18 protein-coding genes are annotated in these 20,363 nt (G+C 37.9%); 16 read left to right on the forward strand and 2 right to left on the reverse strand.

Annotated elements, in window-relative coordinates; translation table 11 throughout:
* Positions 1–75: 75 nt before the first annotated feature.
* Both pcrA and ligA read left to right on the forward strand, forming a co-directional pair.
* A complete protein-coding gene (gene pcrA / locus IGJ04_RS11175) occupies positions 76–2,334 on the forward strand; it encodes a DNA helicase PcrA (protein WP_438840218.1) in 2,259 nt (752 codons plus the stop codon).
* A 125-nt stretch (positions 2,335–2,459) separates the two neighbouring features.
* Positions 2,460–4,490 carry an NAD-dependent DNA ligase LigA gene (ligA, locus tag IGJ04_RS11180; RefSeq protein ID WP_438840219.1) on the forward strand — a complete coding sequence of 677 codons (2,031 nt, stop codon included), beginning with the start codon at positions 2,460–2,462 and terminating at the stop codon, positions 4,488–4,490.
* Here ligA and IGJ04_RS11185 read toward each other — a convergent pair.
* Positions 4,487–4,702 (reverse strand): hypothetical protein, encoded by a 216-nt coding sequence (locus IGJ04_RS11185; protein ID WP_002382998.1) that lies wholly within the window; start codon positions 4,700–4,702, stop codon positions 4,487–4,489. The genes ligA and IGJ04_RS11185 overlap by 4 nt on opposite strands.
* Here IGJ04_RS11185 and IGJ04_RS11190 point away from each other — a divergent pair.
* The 8 genes from IGJ04_RS11190 to IGJ04_RS11225 all read left to right on the forward strand — a co-directional run bounded on the left by IGJ04_RS11190 (position 4,668) and on the right by IGJ04_RS11225 (position 11,542).
* The gene (locus tag IGJ04_RS11190; RefSeq protein WP_306173767.1) at positions 4,668–4,754 is read left to right on the forward strand and encodes a hypothetical protein; all 87 of its coding nucleotides are present in this window, start codon (positions 4,668–4,670) and stop codon (positions 4,752–4,754) included. The two genes, IGJ04_RS11185 and IGJ04_RS11190, sit on opposite strands and share 35 nt — an antisense overlap.
* A 317-nt stretch (positions 4,755–5,071) precedes the next feature.
* Positions 5,072–5,377, forward strand: coding sequence for an Asp-tRNA(Asn)/Glu-tRNA(Gln) amidotransferase subunit GatC (gatC, locus tag IGJ04_RS11195; protein ID WP_002355569.1), 306 nt, complete (start codon positions 5,072–5,074; stop codon positions 5,375–5,377).
* Positions 5,377–6,846 carry an Asp-tRNA(Asn)/Glu-tRNA(Gln) amidotransferase subunit GatA gene (gene gatA / locus IGJ04_RS11200; RefSeq protein WP_113803181.1) on the forward strand — a complete coding sequence of 490 codons (1,470 nt, stop codon included), beginning with the start codon at positions 5,377–5,379 and terminating at the stop codon, positions 6,844–6,846. The genes gatC and gatA overlap by 1 nt, the downstream gene beginning before the upstream one ends.
* A complete protein-coding gene (gatB, locus tag IGJ04_RS11205; RefSeq protein WP_002358703.1) occupies positions 6,846–8,276 on the forward strand; it encodes an Asp-tRNA(Asn)/Glu-tRNA(Gln) amidotransferase subunit GatB in 1,431 nt (476 codons plus the stop codon). The genes gatA and gatB overlap by 1 nt, the downstream gene beginning before the upstream one ends.
* 18 nt (positions 8,277–8,294) lie before the next feature.
* On the forward strand, positions 8,295–9,383 hold the full coding sequence (locus IGJ04_RS11210; protein WP_002383001.1) for a diacylglycerol kinase: 1,089 nt from the start codon (positions 8,295–8,297) through the stop codon (positions 9,381–9,383).
* A gap of 199 nt (positions 9,384–9,582) precedes the next feature.
* Positions 9,583–10,956: a 23S rRNA (uracil(1939)-C(5))-methyltransferase RlmD gene (gene rlmD / locus IGJ04_RS11215; RefSeq protein ID WP_438840220.1), complete on the forward strand. Its 1,374-nt coding sequence runs from the start codon at positions 9,583–9,585 to the stop codon at positions 10,954–10,956.
* Positions 10,957–11,085 carry a hypothetical protein gene (locus IGJ04_RS11220; RefSeq protein ID WP_002355577.1) on the forward strand — a complete coding sequence of 43 codons (129 nt, stop codon included), beginning with the start codon at positions 10,957–10,959 and terminating at the stop codon, positions 11,083–11,085.
* A gap of 139 nt (positions 11,086–11,224) precedes the next feature.
* Positions 11,225–11,542, forward strand: a complete 318-nt coding sequence (locus tag IGJ04_RS11225; protein WP_002355583.1) for a thioredoxin family protein — start codon at positions 11,225–11,227, stop codon at positions 11,540–11,542.
* A 42-nt stretch (positions 11,543–11,584) separates the two neighbouring features.
* On the opposite strand, the gene IGJ04_RS11230 is transcribed toward IGJ04_RS11225, so the two are convergent.
* Positions 11,585–12,430 (reverse strand): helix-turn-helix domain-containing protein, encoded by an 846-nt coding sequence (locus IGJ04_RS11230; protein ID WP_438840356.1) that lies wholly within the window; start codon positions 12,428–12,430, stop codon positions 11,585–11,587.
* A gap of 397 nt (positions 12,431–12,827) precedes the next feature.
* On the opposite strand from IGJ04_RS11230, the gene ptcA reads away from it, so the two are divergent.
* From ptcA to pnuC, 6 genes are all read left to right on the forward strand, one after another.
* Entirely contained in the window at positions 12,828–13,847 is a 1,020-nt protein-coding gene (gene ptcA / locus IGJ04_RS11235; protein ID WP_002355587.1) for a putrescine carbamoyltransferase, read from the forward strand.
* Positions 13,848–13,913: 66 nt separating this feature from the next.
* Positions 13,914–15,290, forward strand: a complete 1,377-nt coding sequence (locus IGJ04_RS11240) for an APC family permease (RefSeq protein ID WP_002355588.1) — start codon at positions 13,914–13,916, stop codon at positions 15,288–15,290.
* Entirely contained in the window at positions 15,283–16,380 is a 1,098-nt protein-coding gene (gene aguA / locus IGJ04_RS11245; RefSeq protein WP_002383005.1) for an agmatine deiminase, read from the forward strand. Before IGJ04_RS11240 ends, aguA begins: the two co-directional genes overlap by 8 nt.
* 11 nt (positions 16,381–16,391) lie before the next feature.
* On the forward strand, positions 16,392–17,321 hold the full coding sequence (gene arcC, locus IGJ04_RS11250) for a carbamate kinase (protein WP_002373405.1): 930 nt from the start codon (positions 16,392–16,394) through the stop codon (positions 17,319–17,321).
* Between the two features lie 196 nt (positions 17,322–17,517).
* On the forward strand, positions 17,518–19,104 hold the full coding sequence (locus IGJ04_RS11255) for an amidase family protein (protein ID WP_438840221.1): 1,587 nt from the start codon (positions 17,518–17,520) through the stop codon (positions 19,102–19,104).
* 556 nt (positions 19,105–19,660) lie between these two features.
* Positions 19,661–20,359 (forward strand): nicotinamide riboside transporter PnuC, encoded by a 699-nt coding sequence (gene pnuC / locus IGJ04_RS11260; protein WP_016617085.1) that lies wholly within the window; start codon positions 19,661–19,663, stop codon positions 20,357–20,359.
* Positions 20,360–20,363: the final 4 nt, after the last annotated feature.

Genomic DNA, 20,363 nt, shown 5'->3' on the forward strand with positions numbered 1-20,363 from the left:
TGTTCTTTTCTAAAGAACTTCAAAGGGATTTTTGGTATACTGTATAAGATTGAAAAAAGAGAGAGGACGTTTAATATGACACAAAAACATGCCTTGGTTCAGGGAATGAATCCTCGACAAGAAGAAGCCGTTTTGCATACAGAAGGACCACTGTTAGTCATGGCTGGTGCTGGTAGTGGAAAAACGCGGGTTTTAACACATCGAATTGCCTATCTAATTGAGGAAAAAGAAGTAAATCCATGGAATATTTTGGCGATTACGTTTACCAATAAAGCTGCTAAAGAAATGAAAGAGCGTGTAAATAAATTACTGGAAACGGGTGGCGAAGATGTATGGGTCTCCACTTTTCACTCCATGTGTGTAAGAATTTTACGTCGTGATGTGGATCAGATTGGTTACAACCGTAATTTTACAATCATTGACCCATCGGAACAAAAAACATTAATGAAACGCATCTTAAACGACTTAAATATTGATTCAAAAAAATATGATCCTCGCTCAATTTTAGGTACGATTAGCAATGCTAAAAATGAATTACAAACGCCTGAAAAAGTTGCTGAAATGCAAGGTTCCTTATATGAAGAAATTGTCGCAAAATGCTATGAAGCCTATCAAAAAGAATTACGCAAAAACCAATGTATGGATTTTGATGATTTGATTATGAATACGATTCGTTTATTCAATGAACAACCAGATACGTTAGCTTTCTACCAAAATAAATTTCACTATATTCATGTGGATGAATACCAAGATACCAATCATGCACAATATACCTTAGTCAATTTATTGGCTGCACGTTTCAAAAATCTGTGTGTCGTAGGTGATGCCGACCAAAGTATCTATGGTTGGCGCGGGGCGGATATGCAAAATATCTTGGATTTTGAAAAAGATTATCCAGATGCCAGTGTAATTTTGCTAGAACAAAATTATCGATCCACCAAAAACATTTTGGCGGCTGCGAATGATGTCATCAAAAATAACCGTAACCGCCGCGAGAAAGAACTGTGGACAGAAAATATAGACGGTGAAAAGATTGTCTATTATCGTGGAGACACAGAACGGGATGAAACACAATTTATTGTGAGCCAAATCCAAAAAGAAATGCGGGAAAATGACCGAATTTATGGTGATTTTGCGGTATTATATCGGACCAATGCTCAATCCCGCGTAGTGGAAGAAATGCTCTTGAAATCTAATATTCCATATACCATGGTGGGCGGACATAAATTCTACGACCGTAAAGAAATTAAAGATATTTTGGCTTATTTAAGTTTGATTGCCAATCCAGATGATTCGATTAGTTTTGAACGAATTGTCAATGAACCAAAACGAGGAATCGGTAAAAGTTCAATTGAAAAATTACGACTATTTGCGGATACGCATGGTTGGGCTTTGCTGGAAGCTGCCCAAAATGTTGATTTGGCAAATATTTCAGGAAAAGCGGGTAAAGAGCTTGGTAATTTTGGCATGATGATTCAAGACTTAATGAAAACAGTGCCCTATTTAACGATTACAGAATTGGTGAAAGAAACTTTACAACGTAGTGGTTATCGGGAAGCTTTGATGGCGCAAAATAATTTAGAGTCTCAAGCTCGCTTAGAAAACTTGGACGAATTTTTATCTGTGACACAAGAATTTGATAAACGTTTTGAAGCGCAAAACAACGACGATCCAAATGGCGAAGAAACAAAATTGGCGGATTTTTTAACAGATTTAGCCTTGGTTTCTGATTTAGATAATTTAGAAGAGAGCTCTTCACAAGTAACCTTAATGACGTTGCATGCGGCCAAAGGGCTGGAATTTCCAGTGGTCTTTTTAATGGGCTTAGAAGAAGGGGTTTTCCCATTATCACGTGCCATGCTAGAAGAAAGTGAACTGGAGGAAGAACGGCGTTTGGCTTATGTTGGTATCACTCGAGCGGAAGAAGCCTTGTTCTTAACGAATGCTTATTCGAGAACATTATATGGTCGCACGCAATATAATCGACCAAGTCGCTTTTTAGAAGAAATTGAGGCGGAGCGTTTAATGAAACAAGGGGCGGCGGCCAATTTACAGAAAGCTCCAGCGCGCACCTTTGATCCTAAAGTATTCAAGCCCAACGCAAGTAAACCAGCTTATACACAGCCAGCTACAAAATCAGTTAGCAACAAAGTGGCAAGTGGTGGCGAAAAAGTTTCTTGGCAAGCAGGTGATAAGGTCCAACATAAAGCATGGGGCGTTGGTACAGTCGTTCGTGTAGGCGGTTCGGCCAAAGACTTAGAGTTGGACATTGCTTTCCCAGAAAAAGGCATAAAACGGTTGTTAGCGGCATTTGCACCAATTGAAAAAATTTAACATGCAAAATAGGTCAGCGATTTAATGAGAAATCATCATTAGTTAAATTCTTTTTATTTTCTATCTTAGTGTAAATGTGTTAAAAAGACGATAGGAGCATTACACTTATGAGGAGGAGTTCTACGATGGAACAACAACCATTAACATTAACGGCGGCGACAACTCGTGCGCAAGAATTAAGAAAACAACTCAATCAATATTCCCATGAATATTATGTCAAAGATCAACCATCCGTAGAAGATTATGTTTACGATCGTTTGTATAAAGAGTTAGTCGATATTGAAACGGAGTTTCCTGATTTAATCACGCCAGATTCGCCGACACAACGTGTAGGTGGTAAAGTTTTATCTGGTTTTGAAAAAGCTCCGCATGACATTCCAATGTATAGTTTAAATGATGGATTTAGCAAGGAAGACATTTTTGCTTTTGATGAACGTGTTCGTAAGGCGATTGGTAAACCCGTTGCTTACTGTTGCGAGTTGAAAATTGATGGGTTAGCAATTTCATTACGTTATGAAAACGGGGTGTTTGTACGCGGAGCAACACGAGGCGATGGAACGGTTGGTGAAAACATTACAGAGAACTTACGAACGGTTCGCTCTGTACCGATGCGTTTAACGGAGCCCATTTCAGTGGAAGTTCGTGGCGAGTGTTACATGCCTAAACAATCCTTTGTCGCGTTGAATGAAGAACGTGAAGAAAATGGCCAAGATATTTTTGCCAATCCTCGGAATGCAGCGGCGGGAAGCTTGCGCCAATTAGACACAAAAATTGTGGCAAAACGGAACTTAAATACGTTTTTATACACAGTTGCTGACTTTGGACCAATGAAAGCGAAGACGCAGTTTGAGGCATTAGAAGAGCTTTCTTCAATTGGTTTTAGAACCAATCCTGAACGTCAATTATGTCAGTCAATCGATGAAGTTTGGACCTACATTGAAGAATACCATGAAAAGCGGAGCACTTTGCCATACGAAATCGATGGAATTGTGATTAAAGTGAACGAATTTGCGTTGCAAGATGAATTAGGTTTCACTGTCAAAGCACCTCGCTGGGCGATTGCCTACAAATTTCCACCAGAAGAAGCAGAAACAGTAGTGGAAGATATTGAATGGACAATTGGGCGCACGGGGGTGGTCACTCCTACTGCGGTCATGGCTCCTGTACGAGTCGCGGGAACCACGGTTAGTCGGGCAAGTTTGCATAATGCAGATTTTATTCAAATGAAAGATATCCGTTTAAATGATCATGTTATTATTTACAAAGCCGGCGATATTATCCCAGAAGTAGCGCAAGTCCTAGTTGAAAAACGTGCAGCCGATAGTCAGCCTTATGAAATGCCGACACATTGTCCGATTTGTCATAGTGAGTTGGTGCATTTAGATGAGGAAGTGGCGTTACGTTGTATTAATCCTAAATGCCCTGCGCAAATTAAAGAAGGGCTGAATCACTTTGTCTCACGAAACGCAATGAACATTGATGGCTTGGGGCCACGAGTGTTAGCACAAATGTATGACAAAGGATTAGTGAAAGACGTAGCGGATCTGTATTTCTTAACAGAAGAACAATTAATGACTTTGGATAAAATCAAAGAAAAATCAGCAAACAACATTTATACTGCCATTCAAGGGAGTAAAGAAAACTCTGTAGAGCGTTTGATTTTTGGCTTAGGGATTCGCCATGTGGGTGCGAAAGCGGCGAAAATTTTAGCGGAGCATTTTGGTGATTTATCAACCTTAAGTCGAGCAACTGCGGAAGAAATTGTGGCTTTGGATTCAATTGGTGAAACAATCGCCGACAGCGTTGTGACGTATTTTGAAAATGAGGAAGTTCATGAATTAATGGCTGAACTGGAAAAAGCCCAAGTGAACTTGACATATAAAGGTCTCCGGACAGAACAATTAGCAGAAGTGGAGTCACCTTTCAAAGACAAAACAGTTGTTTTAACAGGAAAATTAACGCAGTATACTCGCGAAGAAGCCAAAGAAAAAATTGAAAATCTTGGTGGAAAAGTTACAGGGAGTGTTTCGAAAAAAACTGACATTGTGGTTGCTGGCGAAGATGCTGGCAGTAAATTAACCAAAGCTGAAAGCTTAGGCGTGACCGTTTGGAATGAACAAGAAATGGTCGATGCGTTAGATGCAAGTCATTTTTAAGAAGAAAAATTAACGTTGTCAGATTTTATGTAGTAATTTGATGGTATGCTTATTTTAGTCATAAAAGTTATATGAACGAGGACTTTCTGAGTTGAGAAAGGAGGTTGATGCTTATGCGCAATTCTTCTTACTTTAACGAAAGGAGCAATGTTTTTGTCCGTTGAAGCAGCGCTAGGACTGATGATTGGTTTTGCAACACTTGTTGTGACCATTATCTTCGGCATCTTAGCGCTTGTCTTAGACAACAAAAATAACCGTTCATAAGCTTTGAGGAGCTGAACGGTTAAGCGTTTGAAATAAAACCAATAACTCAGTAAGCCGCTAGTTCTTATAACTAGTAGTGGCTACTAGAGAGGTATGTTCCTGCATATCTCTCTTTTCATTTTCATAATAACATGTTTCCATCATTTTTGCGAGCGACAAATTATCAATGAAATTCAAGGTTTCATCTAAAATATCCGACCATTTTATGGTAGAATAGGAACAGAGTGAACAGCTGTGCTAAGCTGTTTAAAGAAATACAATCCAATTGATTAATCTGAAAATGAAAATTTCAGTAAATGATAGAAAGAAGGGTATCTATGGCAATTACAGAAGAACAAGTCAAACATGTCGCTAAATTATCAAAATTATCTTTCTCCGAAGAAGAATTAGCGGACTTTACCAATCAACTAGATAAAATTATTGATATGGTGGAATTACTAGAAGAAGTAGATACAACAGGGGTTCCTTTTACTTCAAATGTGAATGAATCAATCAATGTCATGCGTGAAGACGTAGCGACACCAGGAATGGACCGTAAAGAATTAATGCGGAATGTTCCGGAATCAGAGAATGGTTACATTAAAGTGCCTGCAATTATGGATAACGGGGAGGCAGGAGCCTAATGGAAAAATTATACGACAAATCGTTAACAGAGTTACATGATTTATTGGTTTCAAAAGAAATCACAGCAGTTGATTTAACCGAAGAAACATTAAATCGTATTCAAGATACAGAAGAACAACTAGGTTCTTTTATCACAGTTAGTGAAGAAAAAGCAATGGCATTAGCCAAAGCGATTGACTTAAAAGGCATCACTGAAAGTAATCCATTAGCTGGGATTCCAATTGGGATTAAAGACAACATTGTCACAAAAGATATTTTAACAACAGCTGGCTCAAAAATGTTACACAATTTTGACCCAATTTATGATGCGACCGTGATGGATAAAGTCTATCAAGCAGATATGATTCCAGTCGGAAAATTGAACATGGATGAATTTGCCATGGGCGGAAGTACGGAAACGTCTTACTTCAAGAAAACAAAAAATGCTTGGGATCAAACCAAAGTTCCTGGCGGTTCTTCTGGTGGTTCAGCTTCTGCTGTCGCAGCCGGACAAGTCCCGGTTTCTTTAGGGAGCGATACAGGTGGCAGTATCCGCCAACCAGCCGCATTCAACGGTATTGTGGGCTTGAAACCAACATATGGACGTGTGTCTCGTTTTGGTTTGATTGCTTTTGCTTCAAGTTTAGACCAAATTGGTCCATTGACACGAAATGTTAAAGACAATGCCTTAGCTTTAAATGCAATTAGTGGTTATGACGAAAAAGACGGCACTTCTGCAGGCGTTTCTGTTCCTGATTTTACGGCAGATTTAACTGACGACATCAAAGGCATGAAAATTGCTTTACCAAAAGAATACTTAGGTGAAGGGGTACAACCTGATGTTCGTGAAGCGGTATTAAAAGCAGCAGAAACATTTAAATCTTTAGGAGCAACGGTGGAAGAAGTTAGTTTGCCACATTCTAAGTACGGCGTAGCGGTTTATTATATTATTGCCTCTTCAGAAGCAAGTTCAAACTTACAACGCTTTGATGGCATTCGTTATGGTTACCGTTCCGAAAATGTCCAAAATCTAGAAGATGTCTATGTTAATTCACGTTCTGAAGGTTTCGGAACAGAAGTTAAACGTCGGATTATGTTAGGAACATTCTCTTTAAGTGCTGGTTATTATGATGCGCACTTTAAAAAGGCTGGTCAAGTCCGTACACTAATCAAACAAGATTTTGAGAATGTCTTTGCGGATTATGACTTAATCATTGGCCCATCCACACCAACAGTTGCCTTTGGTCTAGGGGAAAACATCAATGATCCAATCACAATGTATATGAATGATATTTTAACCATTCCTGTCAACTTAGCAGGACTACCAGGCATGTCCATTCCAGCAGGATTCTCAGAAGGCTTGCCAGTTGGTTTACAAATTATTGGAAAACATTTTGACGAACATACAATGTATAAAGCAGCCTATGCTTTTGAACAAGCGACAGATTTCCATACGAAAAAACCAGTCATTTTAGGGGGGAACGATTAATGAACTTTGAAACTGTCATTGGATTAGAAGTCCACGTAGAATTGAAAACCAACTCTAAAATTTTCTCCTCTGCGCCAGCGCATTTCGGAGCAGAACCAAACAGCAACACAAATGTGGTTGACTGGAGTTACCCAGGTGTTTTGCCTGTCATGAATAAAGGTGCCTTAGAATTTGGCATGAAAGCAGCTCTTGCTTTGAACTGTGAAATTTCAAAAGAAACACATTTTGACCGTAAAAACTATTTTTACCCAGATAACCCGAAAGCATATCAAATTTCTCAATTTGATCAACCAATCGGACATGATGGTTGGATTGAAATTGAAGTTGAAGGGAAAAAGAAAAAAATTCGTATTGAACGAGTGCATTTAGAAGAAGATGCCGGCAAAAACATTCATGGCACAGATGGCTATTCTTATGTAGACTTGAATCGTCAAGGTACGCCTTTAATTGAAATCGTTTCTGAAGCAGACATGCGTTCACCAGAAGAAGCGTATGCTTATTTAGAAGCGTTGCGTTCAATTATCCAATTTACAGAAGTTTCTGATGTGAAAATGGAAGAAGGTTCTATGCGTTGTGATGCCAATATTTCTTTACGTCCGTATGGTCAAGAAGAATTTGGTACTAAAGCGGAATTAAAGAACTTGAACTCTATGAACTTTGTAAAAAAAGGTTTAGCTTATGAAGAAAAACGCCAGGCCAAAGTCCTATTATCTGGTGGCGAAATTCAACAAGAAACACGCCGCTTTGATGAAGCAACTAGTACAACGTTGCTTATGCGTGTTAAAGAAGGCTCAAGTGACTACCGTTACTTCCCAGAGCCAGATGTTCCTCGTTTTTCAATTGATGATGAATGGATTGAAAAAGTTCGCGCTAGTTTGCCAGAAATGCCAGCCTCACGTCGTGCCCGTTATATCAGTGAATTAGGGTTACCTGAATACGACGCAATGGTCTTGACTTTAACGAAAGAAATGTCAGATTTCTTTGAAGCAACCTTAGCAAACGGTGCAGATGCGAAACAAGCATCAAACTGGTTAATGGGCGAAGTTTCTGCTTACTTAAACAGTGAAAAAGTTGAATTAGCCGATACTAAACTAACACCAGAAAATCTAGCGGGTATGATTACTTTAATTAACGATGGCACAATCAGCTCGAAAATTGCGAAGAAAGTGTTCAAAGAGTTAATTGAAAACGGTGGAGATGCTAAAGAAGTTGTCGAAGCAAAAGGCCTTGTTCAATTATCTGATCCAGCGCAATTATTACCAATGATTAACGAAGTTTTAGACAACAACCAACAATCAATTGATGACTTTAAAAACGGAAAAGACCGTGCAGTTGGTTTCCTTGTTGGACAAATTATGAAAGCAACTCGTGGACAAGCAAACCCAGGTGTGGTTAACAAGTTATTGCAAGAAGAGCTTTCAAAACGATAAGAAAGTAGCAGGCAAACCATGAAAAAAGCTAGAGTGATTTATAATCCAACGTCAGGAAAAGAGTTAGTTAAAAAGAACTTAGCCGATATTTTATCTATTTTAGAAGAATGTGGTTATGAAGCCAGTGCATTTGCGACCACACCAGAAGAAAATTCAGCACGCAATGAAGCACATCGTGCTGCGCGTGCAGGATTTGATTTATTAGTAGCAGCAGGTGGAGATGGGACCATTAATGAAGTAGTGAATGGGATTGCTCCGTTGAAGCGGCGCCCTAAAATGGCCATTATTCCTGCTGGAACGACGAATGACTATGCACGGGCCTTGAAGATTCCTCGTGATAATATCGTTAAGGCAGCAGAAGTGATTAAAAAAAATCAAACTGTCAAAATGGATATTGGTCAAGCCGGCAAAAATTACTTTATCAATATTGCGGCGGGTGGTCATTTAACGGAACTGACTTATGAAGTTCCGTCAGAGTTGAAAAGTATTTTTGGTTACTTAGCGTACTTAGCCAAAGGAGCCGAAATGTTGCCGCGAGTGAAGCCGATTAAAATGCGCATGACATATGATGAAGGTGTATACGAAGGCAACGCATCAATGTTTTTCCTAGGGCTGACTAACTCGGTGGGTGGTTTCGAGCAAATCGTACCAGATGCTAAATTAGATGATGGTAAGTTTTCATTAATCATTGTAAAAACAGCCAATATTTTTGAGATTCTTCATTTAGTTGCATTAATGTTAAATGGTGGAAAGCATGTTGAAGATCATCGACTAATCTATACAAAGACCAGCTATTTACATGCAGAAACGTTAGAAAAGAACAATAAAATGATGATTAATTTAGATGGTGAATATGGAGGCGATGCTCCAATGACCTTTAAAAATATGCATCAACACATTGAAATTTTTGCAAATGGTGATGCACTGCCGTCCAATGCAATTATGGGTTCTGTCTTAACTGGTAGCGATGAGATTGTCGTAGAATCAGAAGACGAAGAGGAAGAAGCATATAACGAAGCCAGCAAAGAATTTGTCAAAGAAGTTGAACGACTAACAGACGAAGATATTGATGGCGATGGAAAGATTGCCGAAAAAGAAAAGCACTAGGTAGTCCGTGAATAGCTAATGAAAGATTTAGTTGATAAGATCTTTCATTGGCTATTTTTTGACTAAGGGAAAGGGTCTCATTCTTTTATTTACCTAAAAAGCTCAAACGAAATTGCTAAATCGCCATGAAAATTCGTTGTTGCTTTTCTTAGGTATTTTCATTAGAATGAGTGAAGTGTATAAAAAGAAGGAGCGACTTATGAAAAATTATCCAGTAAAGAAAAATGACGTCATTGAAGTAGAAATCATTGACTTGACGCATGAAGGTTTAGGCGTGGCAAAAGTGGACCATTATCCATTGTTTATTGAAAATGCCTTACCAGGTGAAAAACTTGAAATCAAAGTCTTAAAAACAGGCAAAAGTTTTGGTTATGGGAAAGTATTGACTGTCCTAAAAAGCAGTGAACAGCGTGTTCCCGTGAAAGATGAAAACTTTACAAAAGTCGGGATCAGTCCGTTGCAACATTTAGCGTACGGCGCCCAACTATCATTTAAAACGCAACAAGTCGAAAATGTTATGCAACGTGTCGCTAAATTGCCAGAAGTCCCTGTTTTACCAACAATTGGGATGAACGATCCGTGGCATTACCGGAACAAAGCACAAATTCCCGTGCGTAAAATTGACAACCAACTGCAAACAGGTTTTTTCCGGAAAAATAGCCATGATTTAATTCCGATGGAACATTTCTATATTCAAGACCCAGAAATTGATGCAGCAATTGTTAAAATCCGTGACATTATGCGTAAATATAGCGTAAAACCTTATAACGAATCTGATAATACAGGGAACTTACGCCATATTGTCGTTCGTCGTGGCTACCATACTGGGGAGATGATGGTTGTTCTAATTACGAGAACACCGAAACTATTCCCAATTAGTAAAATTGTGCCAGATATTTTGGAAGCTATTCCGGAAGTAGTCAGCATTGTACAAAATGTAAATCCAAAACGAACCAATGTCATTTTTGGCGACGAAACCATCTTATTACATGGGTCTGAAAAAATTACAGATACTATTTTTGATTTGAAATTTGAAATTTCCGCGCGTTCATTTTATCAAGTAAATCCACAACAAATAGAAGTGATGTATCAAAAAGTTAAAGAGTATGCGGCTTTAACAGGCAATGAAATTGTGGTGGATGCCTATTGCGGGATTGGAACGATTGGCTTAACTTTAGCCCAAGATGCAAAGCAAGTTTACGGTATTGAAGTAATTGAAGAAGCGGTCAAAGATGCAGAAAATAATGCTAAATTAAACAACATTGAGAATGCCACTTTCACGGCTGGTTTAGCGGAAGAATTATTGCCAAAATTAGTTGAAAATGGCTTGCAACCAGATGTTGTGGTGGTGGATCCACCACGGAAAGGGTTAGACGGTCAATTAGTAAACACATTAATTGAAACGCAACCTGAACGAATTGTTTATGTCAGCTGTAATCCAGCCACACTCGCTCGCGACATTGCATTATTAACAGAAGGTGGCTATGAAGCAAAAGAAATTCAACCAGTGGATAATTTCCCACAAACGACCCACATTGAATCTGTCACGTTATTAACAAAGGCGGTGGATTAAATGAATGAAAAAGAAAAAATGTTAGAATTAATTAAAAAGAAACAAGGTGGTGGCCGTTCTAAAAAAATGGAAACTCCCAAAAATGATCGTAAAAACATGCGCAAAGGGCCTAAAATTTTTAATAAATAAGCGGTTATCAGTAAAAAGTTGTCTCCCATTAATGAAATGGGCGACAACTTTTTTGTTAAAGCATTCCTAGCCAAACAAATAAGTTGTTATTTTGCTAGGAAATCTGTTATTTTAGACAAAAGACAAGGAGGGCTATTCAGTGGAATATGTAACAACATTAGAAGAATTAGAAGAAAAAATTACAGACAATCGTCTACAAGCCGTCTTTTTGACAGCAAAAAATTGTAGTGTTTGTACAGTTGATAAACCGATTGTCGAAAAAATTGCAACAAAATATGAATTTCCTACATACATTGCAGAAGCTGATAAAAGTCCAGAAATAATTGGACAATTAAATGCTTTTTCTGCACCGACCATTATCTTATACTATGAAGGAAAAGAAATTCATCGCCAAGCTAAAATTATTAACTTTCAAGAAATTGAAAAGAGAGTTCGACAAGTACAAGAAAATAGTTAATCAAAAAGGAAGCCACCGATCACGGAGAGGCTTCCTTTTTAATTATCTCGCTAAATGTTCAGTTTGTTGTTGAGAAAAAAGTTGATAACTGACAAAAACTTCTGCTCTTTTGTTTACTTCTAATTTAACGAAAATATTGTGGATATGTGTTTTTACTGTCCCGATTGATAGGAATAGTTCGTTGGCTATATCTTGATTTGTTTTGCACTCTAAAAGTAACGAAAGCACTTCTCGTTCTCGCTGCGTTAATTGATAGGCATCACAAAAAGGCGCCAAAAGTACGGGTTCATCTGATTGATTTTCTTCCAATTTAGCAGCGTCTTTTTCAAGCACCGACAGAGGAAAATCACGATTACAGAAGTAGATAATGGCGATGGAGAGAATGATTGTATAAATATCTTCAGAAACGTTTCGGTTGTTAATTTTAAGGACAATATCAGAATATTGGTCAATGTTAAAAATAACGAAGGTATCTTCCAAAAGAATCGCCACACCGAAACCAATGCTTAGCCAACCAATAAAACGAAGATATTTTTTCGCAAGGGCTGATAAAGGATCTATTCGTAGTTGATAGAGCGCATAGCATCCAAGGTAAATTAAAAATAGCTGATTGGGTAAATAGTACAACCAAACTTTTAAGGCGGAATTTTGTGAAAATGGAATAGCTAGCATCCATAAACCAATTAAAAATAACCAGACAAATTGATAATTTTTAAAAGGACGACCACTAATAGTATTGATAATAGCCAGATAGGCAAAATTACAACAAATAAAAATGATGGTCTTTAAAAAAGGTGCGGTCATAAAAGTCTGATTATATTCGGTTGCAAACGAATTAATGAACTCAGTCATATAAACAATCACATTGTCACAAATAAAAATAACCATTAAAAAGAGAAGCAATAAAAAAATCGGTTGTTTATTTTTCAAGTAAAGATTTAAGGTAAAGGTTGAAGTAAACGAATATAAAATAATCAACAAGATGTTATAAATAAAAACAAATGTCACGATTGGAAACCCCTTTCATCTTTTATTTTAAGTGAATGATTTTTCAAAATAATTATACCATTTTCAAATCTATGATTGGTCAGAAATTAGAGAGAAATCCGCCTAAACTTTTATAAACCCCTGGTGTACCAACGGTTTATAACCATAAATAAACTTTTTTTAATGAAAAATCACGCCAAAAAAGAAAGCGTTTTCTAACTTTTGGCGGATAGTAAACTCTTCGCTAAACTTGGTAAAGTCAATGTGTAAACAAAAACAACTTTAGGAGGAACACATCATGAAAAGAGATTACGTTACAACAGAAACATATACGAAAGAGGAAATGCACTACTTAGTCGATTTATCATTAAAAATTAAAGAAGCGATTAAAAATGGGTATTATCCGCAACTGTTAAAAAACAAATCTTTAGGAATGATTTTCCAACAATCTTCAACTCGAACACGAGTATCTTTTGAAACTGCAATGGAACAATTAGGTGGACATGGCGAATATTTAGCACCTGGTCAAATTCAATTAGGGGGACATGAAACGATTGAAGATACCAGCCGTGTATTGTCACGTTTAGTAGATATTTTGATGGCTCGTGTGGAACGTCACCATAGTATTGTTGATTTAGCTAATTGTGCTACCATCCCAGTCATTAACGGTATGTCTGATTACAATCATCCAACCCAAGAATTAGGTGATTTGTGTACCATGGTTGAGCATTTACCAGAAGGCAAAAAATTAGAAGATTGTAAAGTTGTCTTTGTCGGAGATGCGACACAAGTTTGTTTTTCTTTAGGATTAATCACAACAAAAATGGGCATGAATTTTGTTCACTTCGGTCCAGAAGGTTTCCAATTAAATGAAGAGCATCAAGCGAAATTAGCAAAAAATTGTGAAGTTTCAGGCGGTAGCTTTTTGGTCACAGATGATGCAAGTTCTGTTGAAGGCGCTGATTTCTTGTACACGGATGTTTGGTATGGCTTGTACGAAGCGGAATTATCTGAAGAAGAACGTATGAAGGTTTTCTATCCAAAATATCAAGTGAATCAAGAAATGATGGATCGTGCAGGTGCCAATTGTAAATTCATGCACTGTTTACCAGCAACACGTGGGGAAGAAGTAACTGATGAAGTGATTGACGGTAAAAATTCTATTTGTTTCGATGAAGCAGAAAACCGTTTAACATCTATTCGTGGCTTATTAGTATATCTTATGAATGATTATGAAGCAAAAAATCCTTATGATTTAATCAAGCAAGCAGAAGCGAAAAAAGAACTAGAAGTTTTCTTAGACACTCAAAGCATTTAACGGCCAACTGTCCACTGATTGAAAAAATGAATCAGTGGACAGTTTATAAAGAGAGGAAGAGTCTTCATGGAGGGGAAAAAGAAATTTAGTTTAACGAGTGCCATTTTATCAGTGATCTGTGTGGTTTTCGTTGCTGAAGCAGCGGCGCCTGTTGCTGCAATTGGTAATTCTCAGTTTTTTTGGTGGATTTTCTTATTAATTGCATTCCTATTGCCATATGGGTTAATTTCATCAGAATTAGGAACAACTTATATTGGTGAAGGGGGCATCTATGATTGGGTGACCAAAGCATATGGTCATCGTTGGGGTGCCAGAGTTTCTTGGTATTATTGGATTAATTATCCATTGTGGCTAGCTTCATTAGCCGTTATGACGCCAGAACTATTAACGACAATTACAGGTATTAAGTTTTCAACACCGATGATGATTATTGTTGAATTAATTTTTACTTGGATTGTGGTTTGGATTAGTTTTTATCCAGTCAGCGACAGTATCTGGATTCTAAATGGAGCTGCCGTAATCAAGATGGTTTTAGCTGTCTTAATTGGTGGGCTAGGATTGTATGTAGCCTTGACGAAAGGTGTTGCCAATGAATTTACCTTGAAATCAATGCTGCCAACGTTTGACTTAAGGAGTTTATCTTTTATTTCTGTAATCATTTTTAATTTGTTAGGGTTTGAAGTCATCTGTACGTTTGCAGATGATATGGAAAATCCTAAGAAGCAAATTCCACAAGCTATTGTAGCAGCGGGGTTAGTCATTGCGGCCATTTATATTTTTTCAGCCTTTGGAATTGGGGTAGCGATTCCCACCGATCAAATTAGTACCGGCAGTGGTATGATGGATAGCTTTAAACTATTGACAGGCTCGACAGAAGGTTGGTTCATTATGTTGATGGCTTTCCTATTCCTTCTTACGTTGTTCGGCAACATGATTTCTTGGTCATTAGGAGTCAATAATACAGCTTGTTATGCTGCTGAAAATGGTGACATGCCTAAATTTTTTGAAAAACGTAGCAAGAAAAATGACATGCCAATTGGGGCTGCTTTGATGAATGGCATTGTGGCATCGGTGGTCATTGTATTAGCACCAATTTTACCTAATCAAGATTTATTCTGGGCCTTTTTCTCCTTGAATGTCGTCCTATTCTTGTTATCGTATATCCCAGTTTTCCCAGCTTTTTATAAGCTTAGAAAAATTGATCCCGATACACCACGTCCGTTTAAAGTTAACGGAAAACCAGGATTTTTAAAAGTTTTAGTGGTTTTGCCAATGATTATGATTATTATTTCACTGATTTTCACAGCAGTGCCTTTAGATTTTAGTCCCGCAGCATTAAATGAAAAGTTACCAATCACAATTGGGGCAATCATTTTTATTCTGTTTGGTGAAGTAATTATTTACGTGAAAAAAATTAAGAAGGGAACGAAAGAAAATGGCTAAACGAATTGTAGGAAGTACCCCTAAACAAGATGGCTTTAGAATGCCAGGAGAATTTGAACCACAAGAGAAAGTTTGGATGATTTGGCCAGAAAGACCGGATAATTGGCGTGATGGTGGTAAACCTGTCCAAGAAGCGTTTACTAATGTGGCCAAAGCAATTAGTCAATTTACGCCGATGAATGTGGTGGTTTCTCAACAACAATTTCAAAATTGCCGTCGCCAATTGCCGCCAGAAATTACGGTTTACGAAATGTCAAACAATGATGCCTGGGTCCGTGATTGTGGACCATCATTTGTCATTAACGACCATGGAGAAATCCGTGGTGTGGATTGGACATTCAATGCTTGGGGGGGATTAGTAGATGGTTTATATTTCCCTTGGGACCAAGACGATTTGGTTGCACAAAAAATTTGTGAAATTGAGCATGTAGATTCTTATCGTACAGATGATTTTGTTTTAGAAGGCGGTTCATTCCACGTAGATGGACAAGGAACAGTCTTGACTACAGAAATGTGCTTATTAAGTGAAGGTCGAAATCCACAACTTTCAAAAGAAGCAATCGAACAAAAATTATGCGACTATTTAAATGTTGAAAAAGTTCTTTGGCTAGGTGATGGAATTGACCCAGAAGAAACCAATGGTCATGTGGATGATGTAGCTTGTTTTATTGCACCTGGTGAAGTGGCTTGTATTTACACCGAAGATCAAAATAGCCCATTTTATGAAGCGGCACAAGATGCGTATCAACGTTTGCTTAAAATGACTGATGCTAAAGGACGCCAATTAAAAGTCCACAAATTATGCTGTCCTGTCAAAAATGTAACCATTCAAGGCTCCTTCAAAATTGATTTCGTGGAAGGAACCATGCCACGAGAAGATGGCGATATTTGTATCGCATCCTATATGAACTTTTTAATTACAAATGATGGCGTGATTGTGCCACAGTATGGTGATGAAAATGATCGTTTGGCTTTAGAGCAAGTTCAAACGATGTTCCCAGATAAAAAAATTGTCGGCGTTAATACGGTAGAAGTTGTTTATGGGGGCGGCAATATTCACTGTATCACACAACAAGAACCAAAGCGCTAGGAGGGAAACAGATGTCAAAAATAGTGATTGCATTAGGTGGAAATGCGTTAGGAAATTCTTCGAAAGAACAATTGGCAAAAGCACAAACCGCTGCAAAATCGATTGTTGATTTAATTGAACAAGGCCATCAAGTGGTGATTGCTCATGGCAACGGGCCACAAGTTGGCAAAATTCGCTTAGCTTTTGAGGAAACGAGTCAATCTCCAGAAGATGTCGTGCCGTTTCCTGAATGCACAGCAATGAGCCAAGGCTATATTGGCTATCATTTACAACAAGCAATTGATGAAGAACTAGTAGCCAGAAATTTAGGGGAACAACCAGTTGTTACGTTAATTACACAAGTCGTGGTGGATCCAAAAGACCCAGCGTTTACAAAACCAACAAAACCAATTGGTGGTTATTATGACGAAGAAACAGCCAAGCAGTTGATGGCGAAAACTGGGAACGTCTATCAAGAAGATGCGGGTCGAGGCTGGCGACGGGTAGTTCCTTCGCCAAAACCAGTTGATATTTACGAAAAAGTTAGCTTGCGAACACTTGTTGATGCAGGACAGATCGTAATTGCTTGTGGTGGCGGCGGGGTTCCTATTGCCTATGATGGTCCAGTCTATCATGGTGTAGATGCAGTCATTGATAAAGACTTTGCGGCAGCAAAAATGGCTGAACTCATTGAAGCAGATGTTTTTGTGGTATTAACTGCAGTAGAACATGTTTTTGTTAACTTTGGTCAAGCAAATCAACAAGCTTTGACCGATGTTACGGTTACGGCAATGCAACAATATATAGAAGAAAATCAATTTGCGCCAGGTAGTATGTTACCTAAGGTGGAAGCGGCCATCAGTTTTGCAGAAAGTAAACCAAACCGCCAGGCGATTATCGGGCTTTTAGAATTAGCTTCGGAAGCAATCAAAGGAGAAAGTGGTACACGAATTACACAATAAATTCTCAATATTTAACTTTCACAAAAGATTAAAACAAACGCATTTAGCAGACTATCTTAATCGTTAGAGAGTAGGACATCGGTCGTTTTGACGGATGTCCTACTCTCTATTTTGTCTTTTTAACGAACAAAACTGTTAGTTGTCATGCAAAAATAAACATAGTAAGATAATCTTTAAATGGTATAGGAGGATAAAAATGTCTAAATTTTTAAAAGTAATCGGAATAATTGCTGTTTTGTTAGTCATAATAGGCGCTGCAGCGTATTGGTTTATACTCAAAAAGTTCACTCCTGAGGCAGAAACCCCAGCAATGTACAATCAAGAGAGAATCGTTAAAACGATTGAAGACCAATTAAAAGAAACAGATGTACAAAAAGCTCGGACCAAAGCACCGTTGATTATTGAAAAAAATATCACTGAATTACAGCAAGCGATTGCCAACGGAACATTGACCTATGAAGAACTTACGGCGTTTTATTTGGACCGTATTTTACAGTTCGATCAAATAGATAATGGCATGAACAGCATCTCTGAAATCAATCCGCAAGCAATTAAGGAAGCAAAGGCATTTGACCAGCAAGCCTCTCAAACACCTAAGAAGCCTTTGTATGGTATTCCTGTGACTTTGAAAGAAAATATAAATACGACCAACATGATTTCGAGTGCAGGAGCTTATGCCTTACGCACGTTCAAGCCTAAGGAAGATGCAGAAGTAGTTAAGAAGTTAACAGAGGCGCAAGCTTTGATTTTAGGAAAAGTAAACTTATCTGAACTAGCGAATTATATGTCAATGAAAGCACCAAGTGGCTATAGTTCCAAACATGGACAAACACTTAATCCTTATGGGCCACTCAAAATAACACCTTCAGGTTCAAGTTCTGGGAGTGCGGCTAGTGTGACGATGAATATCGGCGCCTTCTCTTTAGGCACTGAGACGATGGGATCGATTGTTTCCCCCGCTTCTCATCAATCAGTGGTTGGTTTTAAACCGACCCACAGTTCAGTAAGTGGCGAAGGTGTTTTACCATTGGTACCATCATTAGATACAGTTGGCCCGATTGCCCGAAGTGTCGTTGATGCTGCGCAAGGCTATAATTCGTTTAAGAAAGACACGGTTCCGAGCATTGATTCAACGAAATTTACTAAAAATAACTTACAAGGTCAACGCATTGGGTTGCTAGAAATGCCAAGTGCTGAAGAAGAATTTGCGACTGCTAAAAAGGCCCTCCAAAAAGCTGGAGCAGAAGTGATTCCGGTAACACCAGATATGGAAGGGATTGATGGCGGGAAAGTTATTTCCAATGAATTTAAGTTTGCATTGGAAGAATTTGCGAAACGTTATGATTTACCATTTAAAACACTGGAGGAACTAATTGCGTATAATCAACAAGATAAAAAGGTTCGTGCCAAGTATGGGCAAGATTTATTAGAAGCAGATGTTAAAAAGAAACAACCAGATAAAGAAGTCATTCAAGCAACCATTAAAAAAGCACAGCAAACGTTTGATGCGTTGCTAAAAAAACAACAATTAGACGGATATGCTTTTATTGATTCTGAAGGTACGGGTTTAAGTGCCGTGGCAGGATATCCTGAATTGACGGTTCCTTTGGCGAAAAACAGTGAAGGACAACCTTATGGGCTGACTTTTACACAAACTGCCAATAAAGAGCAAACGTTATTTGAGCAAGCTTACAGCTTTGAACAAAGTACCAAAGGACGGATAGTGCTTTCAGACAATGAGCTGTTGGCAAACAGTAAAAAAATAAGTAGAGATGAGCAGTAAAGGGAAACTAGGAATGATGAAACATCCGTATCAAACCTAATAAAGATAATCGACCTACAAATGAAAGGAATTGTTTGTAGGTCGATTATTTAGGTGAGTCGTTTTTTTTTGCTTTTTTTAGGCGAATGTTTTCATGTAATAAGTTAATAAGTGGCCAGATTCGAGAAATAAGGCCATCAATTTTTAAGCATTTCAATAAAAAGAGTGAACGATGACTGTATTTGAAGCATAAATATGTGTGGTTGCTTCCGCTTTCGCAACATTAATTTGGAGCGCTACCGTCGTAAAGGGTTCTGCAGCAGGAATTATTAGATGGAAACAAATCCATGAATACATAGAAGATTAAAGCAAGATGAAGAAAATATTGTAGCAATAAAGGATATCAGAATGCTTGTGGAATGACTATATGTAGTATCTTTTTGTTTTTTTAATCAATATATAGTATTAAAATCTTCTTTTTATTCCGAAATCTGATTGACTTGTTTTTTAAAACGGAGTACTCTTATTGAGACGTCAACAGAGAAAAGTTTGGTTTTAGGAAGGTCGGAAATTTGTCGTGAATAAGAATTTTTTGGTGAATGATTTTAAAGGTTGGGAAACGAGAAGCTACTTGTTTTTAGCTTTGATGGTGGGGGTACAGTTGATTGCGTTCACTATCAATCCATCGAATTGGATTACGTTAGTAGGTGGTTTAGCCGGCATCATTTGTGTGAATTTAATTGCCCAAGGAAAAGTCAGCAATTACATTTTTGGGTTAATCAGTGCAGTGATTATTGGCTATTTTGGGTTAGTGACACGGGTATATGCCGAAGTTCTTTTACAAAGCTTCTATATTATTATGGACATTACAGGGCTTTATGCTTGGCTTCGGGCTAGCGAGGATGGCTCGGGTCAAGTAACCGACGTAAAAGTTTTAAAAGGTATTCAGTGGTTGTATGCCTTTTTCACGTGGCTGCTCATTGGCGTAGCTGCATATATTTTGTTAGGTTTTGTAAATGATGCGCAACAAACATTAGATGCAATCACGTTCAGTGTTTCAGCGACAGGGATGTTATTGATGATTAAACGTTATCAATCGCAATTCGTGTTTTGGCTACTAGGAAATATTTTTTCAATTTTGTTATGGTTCCGAGCAGGGACGCACGCTGGTGGTGATTATGCGATATTTGTTATGTATTGTATGTATACTTTTAACTCAATTTTTGGTATGTTTAATTGGTTGAAGATAAAAAATAAAATGGAAAAAAATAGGTAGGGAG

It is taken from the genome of Enterococcus sp. AZ050, from assembly GCF_051715085.1.
GTDB classification, from domain to species: Bacteria; Bacillota; Bacilli; order Lactobacillales; family Enterococcaceae; genus Enterococcus; species Enterococcus faecalis.